7 protein-coding genes are annotated in these 7338 nt (G+C 60.4%); 5 read left to right on the top strand and 2 right to left on the bottom strand.

Annotated features, from left to right (window positions below; genetic code table 11):
- On the top strand, positions 1–198 hold a 198-nt coding region (locus VFE81_RS07655; RefSeq protein WP_325044018.1), incomplete at its 5' end, for a hypothetical protein.
- Here the strand turns inward: VFE81_RS07655 and VFE81_RS07650 are convergent.
- A complete protein-coding gene (locus tag VFE81_RS07650) occupies positions 195–1079 on the bottom strand; it encodes a DMT family transporter (protein WP_325044017.1) in 885 nt (294 codons plus the stop codon). The two genes, VFE81_RS07655 and VFE81_RS07650, sit on opposite strands and share 4 nt — an antisense overlap.
- 145 nt (positions 1080–1224) lie before the next feature.
- Positions 1225–1800: a DUF1349 domain-containing protein gene (locus VFE81_RS07645; RefSeq protein ID WP_325044016.1), complete on the bottom strand. Its 576-nt coding sequence runs from the start codon at positions 1798–1800 to the stop codon at positions 1225–1227.
- Between the two features lie 229 nt (positions 1801–2029).
- On the opposite strand from VFE81_RS07645, the gene VFE81_RS07640 reads away from it, so the two are divergent.
- The 4 genes from VFE81_RS07640 to VFE81_RS07625 all read left to right on the top strand — a co-directional run bounded on the left by VFE81_RS07640 (position 2030) and on the right by VFE81_RS07625 (position 7137).
- A complete protein-coding gene (locus VFE81_RS07640) occupies positions 2030–3076 on the top strand; it encodes a LacI family DNA-binding transcriptional regulator (protein ID WP_325044015.1) in 1047 nt (348 codons plus the stop codon).
- A gap of 108 nt (positions 3077–3184) precedes the next feature.
- Complete coding sequence (locus VFE81_RS07635) at positions 3185–4141, top strand: substrate-binding domain-containing protein (protein WP_325044014.1); 957 nt, start codon at positions 3185–3187, stop codon at positions 4139–4141.
- Positions 4142–4205: 64 nt separating this feature from the next.
- Positions 4206–5783, top strand: a complete 1578-nt coding sequence (locus VFE81_RS07630; protein ID WP_325044013.1) for a sugar ABC transporter ATP-binding protein — start codon at positions 4206–4208, stop codon at positions 5781–5783.
- A gap of 16 nt (positions 5784–5799) precedes the next feature.
- Entirely contained in the window at positions 5800–7137 is a 1338-nt protein-coding gene (locus VFE81_RS07625; protein WP_325044012.1) for an ABC transporter permease, read from the top strand.
- The last annotated feature ends 201 nt before the right edge of the window (positions 7138–7338 follow it).

The raw sequence follows: 7338 nt of genomic DNA, 5'->3' as shown, positions 1-7338 counted from the left end.
CATTTTCTTCGGAAGGGCAATGCGGTAACGATCGTCACGATGGCCAGCACCAGCATGCCGTTAATGCAGGAGCGGTTCCCGGGCAGCCAGGCGTTTAGCCGGCCGGGCTCAACCTTGGGATCATCGCTCGCGTGCGACGGTATCATTCAGTTGTCCGTGCGCGGCGATGCTTTCTGTCATTTCCGGGCCTGCAGCTAGACGCCGGGCCGGCGCGTGAAAAAGATTGCGGATCCGACGATCATGGCCCCTCCAATCACAGCAGATATGGCCAGTACTTCGTGCAACACCGACAATCCGAGCAATGTGCCGACTATCGGTTCCAGATTGAGGAAGGCCCCGGAGCGTGCTGCCGCCATCCGGGCAAGTCCCCAATTCCAGAAGAGATAGGCTCCGGCAGTTGCCAGGACTCCTTGCGCTGCGACCGCCCCCCAGACCTCCGGAGAGAACCGAAACCGCAAGGGTTGCCGGAATGCGGTCCAGAACAGCAGCATGACGGTTCCTGTGACAATGATCGCCACCGTCACCTGTAGTGGGTCGTGCCCATCGATCAGGCGCTTGGAAAGCAGAATCATGGCGGCGGCTGCCACCATCGAAAGCAGAACGAGCAGGTCTCCGCGGGTCGTCGGCTGTGGACCTGTCGGCGAATAACTCGACAGTGCGATCAAAGCAGCGCCTATTGCCGAAACGAGAAGCATGCCCCACTCGAAGACAGTCAGGCGTTCGTGGAGGAATACTGCAGAGCCAGCAGCTAACAGCATCGGCAAAGTGGCAACAACGAGGGAAGCATGCGAGACAGTAGTCAATCGGAGTCCCTCGAACTGCACGAGAAACTGCACGGGAACTCCGATCACCCCTGCCAGCAGAAGCAGTGAAAGCTCCTTGAGGCGAAACGGTCTGCGCCGCTTAAGAAGGAAGGGGAATAAGACCACCGAGCCGAAAAGAAATCGGAAGGTGACGTTTTCTGTGACGGACATCTCCTCAAAAGCAATTTTCCCAAAGAAGAAACCTGTGCCCCACAGGCAGCCAGCAAATGCCAGAGACGCGGCGGCCAATCGAGATCCACGGATTCTGGTTCGCATGACTCTCTCCAAGACTTCTTTTTCGCTAGGCCCATCCGCGAGTTGGGAGCCGGTCGTCCCTCGCGAAGGTGACTATCGGCTTCGCCGATAAATATGATATGAAATAGCGATTTTTCCTTTGTCCCCATCATTCTTACGGTACTAGCTAGGTCAGGTCGTGAAGGTCTTTGGCTTGTGGCGGTTCGACGCTGAATGCCGAAAAATCAACCGCCAATCCGCCGCGCTTCGGGCTACAGCAAACAATACCGACGAAGTAACTACCCGATGCAGGGAACGGCGCCAGGCGAAGCAGAGGCCACGTTGCGCCGTCGGTTGAAGACTGAAGTTTCAGCACGCCTCGCTCGACAGTGGCGCGAAGCCAGAATCCATCAGCCGTCGTCATCGGCGATCCTAACGCCCAGTCTGACTGTTCGAGCGTGATCACACTACTCGTTGTCAAAACGCCATCGGTGAGCTCTACGCCTGCCTTTGCCCAGTTCCGCTCGTCGATACGAATCATCAATCCCGCCTGGTCATAAAGCGTTTCGAAGTCTCCACACACGTGGACCTGCGCGGTGAAATCGCCATTCGTGTGGATTCCGTACGAATGTCCGGAATCGTGAATGAAACCGTAGTACGTGTCGCGCCAGAAGTCGGTTTCCGGGTCCGTCACGACGCGCAGGCGATCAGCGTTCAAATTCCAGTTAGCCGGCTCATTCAACCATTGGCAGCGTTCGAACATCGTCTCTCTCCAGTCGTTGTGACCGAACACGTTCGTCCCGCCAATTTCGGGGCTTTCGAGCGCGGTCGCATTGTCATTCCTGGGCGGTCAGTGTTTTCTCTGGCCTTCCGCAGCGGCAATGATGGCCCCAACGCGGTGCAACCGTAAACCCTGGGTACATACGGCTTGAACTCGGTGGGTGCATCGCATATTCTCTGAAACGTTTCAGTCGCTTCTCAATGGGTAATCCATGAGCATTCCTGAAAGGTCGCTTCCAACGCTGCGCGACGTCGCCGACGCCGCGGAAGTGTCTGTTGGCACGGCCTCGAAGGTTTTGTCCGGCGCACCGGGGGTGAGCGCCACGCGCGCACAACGGGTATGGGAGGCCGCGCGCAGCATCGGCTACCGGCGCAATGGTATCGCAGCAGATTTGCGCAGCGGGCGTCCGACATCCATCGGTTTCGTACTGCCGGATCTTACGAATTCATTTTTCATCGATATCGCCCGTGCGCTCGAAGATCACGCGCTGGAAAACGGCTATCGGCTGCTCATGGCGCACGCCAACGAAGACCCGGAGCGTGAACTGGAGCGCATCCGGTTCGTGATGTCGCGCCAGGTGGCGGGCATGATCATTATTCCGTGCAGCGGCTACCTGCATGCGATCGAAGAGGCACGCGAATGCAACGTACCGCTCGTGATGGCCGACAGGGTCGACGACACCTTCCCGGCGAATACGGTGACGACCAATAGCCGCGGGGCGTCGGCGGATGGTACCGCGCATCTGATCGAGCTCGGGCACAAACGCATCACGTTCCTCGTCAACACGCTCGAACTCGTCAATTCGCGCGACCGCGCCGACGGCTATGCCGATGCGATGCGGCGTGCGCACCTCGATCGTTACATCAAGGTTGTCGAATGCGGAATGACGGCTACGCAGATCCACGCGGCAACGCTCGAAGTGCTGAGCGGGTCGGTGCGGCCGACGGCCCTTTTCGCGGCGGGCAACGTAACGACACTCGGTGCGCTGCGCGCCATTCGCGATGCCGATCTGCGCCTGCCTGAAGACATCTCGCTGTTGTCATTCGACGATGCGCCCTGGATGTCGGTGCTTCGCCCGCACCTGAGTTCGATTCGACAGCCGGTGGAGGCGATCGGCCATGCGATCTGGCAACTGATGCTGAAATTGCTCAACGGCGAGCAGAACGAACTGGTGCATCTGAATTTCAAGGCGGAATTGCTGGTGCGCGAAAGCACGACGCGCGTTCCCGCCGAAACTTCCGTGTTGAATCCGCTGTGAACTGGAACGTTTCAGTATTTGGGCGGAATACGACGTGGCTGAAATTGCAGGGCAGGAGGAGATAACCGCGCATCACGTAGTGACACCAGACAGACAAAGGAGACACTGATGAACCGCAACCGTCGCTTGATTACTGGCGCGCTTGTCTCGGCGCCATTTGCAGGGCTCGTTCTCAGGGCAGGGAACGCGTACGCGCAGGGTAAAAAGTATCGTTTCGGCTTTTCACAGGTCACGACGGTTGAACCGTGGCGAGTCCAGTTCAACAAGGACATGCGAGCTGAGGCGGCCAAACACCCCAATGTCGATCTGGTGATCGCGGACGCCGCCGATCGCACCGACAAGCAGAACGCCGACATGGAGAACTTCATCGCACAGAAGATGGATGTGATCTTCATCTCGCCGAAAGAGTCCTCCGGACTGACGGGGGTCGTCGAGAAAGCCTTCAAGGCGGGTATTCCCGTTTTCGTCCTCGACCGCTCGGTGAACGGAGATGCCTATACGCAGTTCATTGGCGGCGACAACGTGTTGATCGGCAAAGGTGCGGGCGAATTCATCGTCAAGACGCTGGGCGGAGCGGGCGCGGCGAAGGGCAACATCGTTGAAGTGTGGGGCGGCTTCGGTGCCCAGGCGTCGCACGACCGCCACGACGGCATGATGCAGTCGGTCGGCAAGGAAAAAGGGCTCAAGCTCGTCGGGCAGCGGGTGGATTGCGACTGGAAGCAGGACAAGGCCTACGACTACATGAAGACGGTGCTGCGGGTCAATCCGGACGTCTCGCTCGTTTTCGGGCACAACGACCCGATGGCCTATGGCGCGTATCTGGCCGCCAAGGACGCGGGCCTCGAGAAGAAGATGAAGTTCGTCGGCGCAGACGGGCTGCCGAACGAAGGGGCGGTATGGGTCGAACACGGCATCCTGACTGCGACCTTCGTGTATCCGACACCCGGCGCGGAAGGCATCCGGCAGGCGCTCAAACTGCTGGCTGGACAGAAGATCGAGAAGAAGGTGATCTTGCCGACGCAAGGTATTTTCCTGGAGAACGCGAAGCAGTTTGTTGCAGCGTGAGCCGCCGTGGACGCGCCTTCAGGAGAGGGAACTCCGAGGGCGCAAGTCGTACAGGAAGCTATCCATGATCTCGTCTGCAGCAGGCAGTACGTCCGCAGTTACGGCGCCGGTGAAGATCTCGCCGCAGGAAGACAGAGTCCCACTGGTTGCTGCGTCTCACCTGTCGATCGCGTTCAGCGGCAGCATGGCGCTGAGCGATGTCGATTTCGATATCCGGGCAGGCGAGGTACATGCGCTAGTTGGCGAGAATGGGGCTGGAAAGTCCACGCTGATGAAGATTCTGGGCGGCCTGTTGCAGCCGGATGCCGGCGCGATCTCGGTAGACGGCGCGCCGGTGGTGTTGCGCTCCAGCGCGGACGGCATGGCCGCGGGCATCGCGATCATTCATCAGGAGTTGAACCTCGTCGACAATCTGTCGGTCGTCGACAATCTGTTTCTCGGCAAGGAAATCACCACCCGTTTCGGCTTTCCGGATCATCCGGCGATGCGCGCGAAAGCGCGTGGGGTGCTCGCACAGCTCGGCTTCAGGCCGGCGCCGGACACACTCGTCGGGCCATTGCGCATCGGCGAGAAGCAGCTCATCGAGATCGCGAAGGCTCTGCTTGCCGAGGCGCGCGTATTGATCATGGACGAGCCGACATCCGCGCTATCAGACACTGAAACACGTGCGCTCGCCGTTCTCGTGAATGCGCTGCGCGCGCGGGGAATGGGAGTCGTGCTGATCAGTCACCGGTTGCAGGAGGTGTTCGATCTGGCCGACCGCGTGACGGTGCTGCGCGACGGCCGGCACATCGCCACGCTGCCGATCGGGCGTGTGGAGTCGGCCGAGCAACTGGTGTCGATGATGATCGGCAAGAACTTTGTCGCGCCGCATCGCGGTGAAGACGCGCTGCGCGCAAGCGCCGGGACGATGATCGCGGTGCGCGATCTCACGCTGCACGCAGAGCACCGGCCGGTTGTCGATCGGGTGTCGTTCGAGGTGCGCCGTGGCGAAGTATTCGGTTTATCCGGGCTGCTCGGTGCGGGCAAGACGGAGATCCTGGAGATGCTGTTCGGCGTTTCGTCGTATCGCGTCGAGGGAGCGATCGAGATCGGCACGGCGCGGCGGCGTGCGTTCACGACGCCTGCCGCAGCAGTGGAAGCAGGCATTGCGTTCGTCACGGAGGATCGCAAGAAGGACGGCTTGCTGCTCGATCAGTCCGTGGAGGCGAATTTCATACTGCCGAGCCTCGCGGACATCGACGGTTTCCCATTCTACCGGCGCCGTGCCGTGGCGTATCGCACGGCGGCCCAGGCGAAGGCGTCGAACGTCAAGTACCGCAGCATCGAGCAGACCGCCGCGACCCTCTCGGGCGGCAACCAGCAGAAATTGATCATCGGCAAATGGCTGATGACGCGTCCCGCCATCCTGCTGCTCGACGAACCCACTCGCGGCGTCGACGTCGCCGCGAAAGGCGAGATCTATAGCCAGATCGTGCAGGCGGCGCGCGACGGATTGACCGTCGTCGTCGCAAGCTCGGAGATCGATGAGTTGATGCTGATGTGCGACCGCATTCTCGTGCTATGCGAGGGGCGTGCGACGGGTGTGCTCAAGAGGGCGGAATTTTCCGCTGAGCAACTCGTCAAGCTTGCCTCGCCTTGATCCGGAGAACTAAATCATGTTGAAAGCGGATGAATCGGCCATCGACACGATGCCCGATACGCGCCAGCAGCGCCTGCGGGCATGGCTGACGAACGCCAAATACTATCTGGGACTGGTCCTGCTGATGGCGATCGGTACGCTCACCTCGCCGCATGCAGCTGATGGCAGCAATATCTTCCTCTCGGCGGCAAACTTCTCTGACGTGTTTCGCCAGGTGGCAAATGTAGGCGTTATGTCGATGGGAATGACGCTTGTCATCATCACGGCGGGAATCGATCTGTCGGTCGGTTCGGTGATGGGTTTCGGCAGCGTGCTGACGGCGATCCTTCTGACTACGCCGGGAAGTAATCCGGCCTCGTGGACTGCGCTCGGGCTCGACGCCGTGAGCATTTTTATCGTGGTGTTCGCATTCGGCGGGATCGTGCTGCGCCGGTCTCGCCGCACTCGGCCTGCGTCCCCGGCGACTTTCGGTGCGGGCGGGCAGGGCGCGCGACGCGGTTTGCGGGCGGCTGTTGCGCTCGGCTGCGCTCTGTTCGCGTGTTTCTTCGCCTGGCATCGGTTGCCGCTCAAGGTATCGCTACTAACGGTACTCTGGATGGTGCCGCTCGCGGGACTTGCGATCGGCGCGCTCAACGGCTGGATTATCACTCGTGGGCGCATGCAGCCCTTCATCGTCACTCTGGCAGCAATGGTCGGGGTAATGGGCGTTGCACGGCTCGTCGCCGGGCAGGACACCGCTGTTTATTCGATCTACAGCGGCACCAATGCGACGACCGACATCGAGTTTCTGCGGGCGCTGCTGTTTGGCGTGGTGCCCGTGCCCGCACTTTTCTTCGTTGTGATCGCTCTGATCATGGATTTCGTCCTGAACCGCACTGTGTTCGGCAAATACCTGTATGCAATTGGTGGCAACGAGAAATGCGCGCGAATTTCGGGCCTGCAGGTCGACCGCCACAAGATTGCCGCATACGCCATTTCAGGGATGCTGTCCGCGCTCGTCGGCGTGCTTTACGCGGCGCAATACCGCCAGGGCAAGGCCGATGCGGGCGTCGGCTGGGAACTCGACGCGATCGCGGCGGTGGTGATCGGCGGCACGAGTCTCATGGGGGGAGTCGGACGGATTGCCGGGACGGTGGCGGGTGTGCTGATCTTCGGATTTCTCGGCAATATCCTGCTGCTCAATAACATCGACAGCAACACGCAACTCGTGATGAAGGGCGTGATTATCGTGGTCGCGGTGTTTCTGCAGCAGACGCGCATGAATCCACGGATGATGCTTGCGCGTTTGCGCGGGCGTCGCGTTTCACTCGGGGTGCCGAAGCAGCGGCAGGGGGGGCGACAGGCGGGAGATTAAGGGCTTGTATTGCCAATGAGTAGAACCGTTAGCAACGGACTGACGGGTCCTGTTGACGCGGTGCGTCCGCCTTTTGGCGATCACGTGTATGACTTCGATCCCGCTCAGTTGAATTCGGGCACAGTGAGACTCTGACCTCCAACGTGGGTCGCGTGCGGCGCTTGATCGTAGAAGACCCTGCCCAAATCGGCCGCCGCGCGT

It is taken from the genome of Paraburkholderia sp. (assembly GCF_035656215.1).
GTDB lineage: Bacteria > Pseudomonadota > Gammaproteobacteria > Burkholderiales > Burkholderiaceae > Paraburkholderia.
This window is presented reverse-complemented; position numbering and strand designations above follow the sequence as displayed.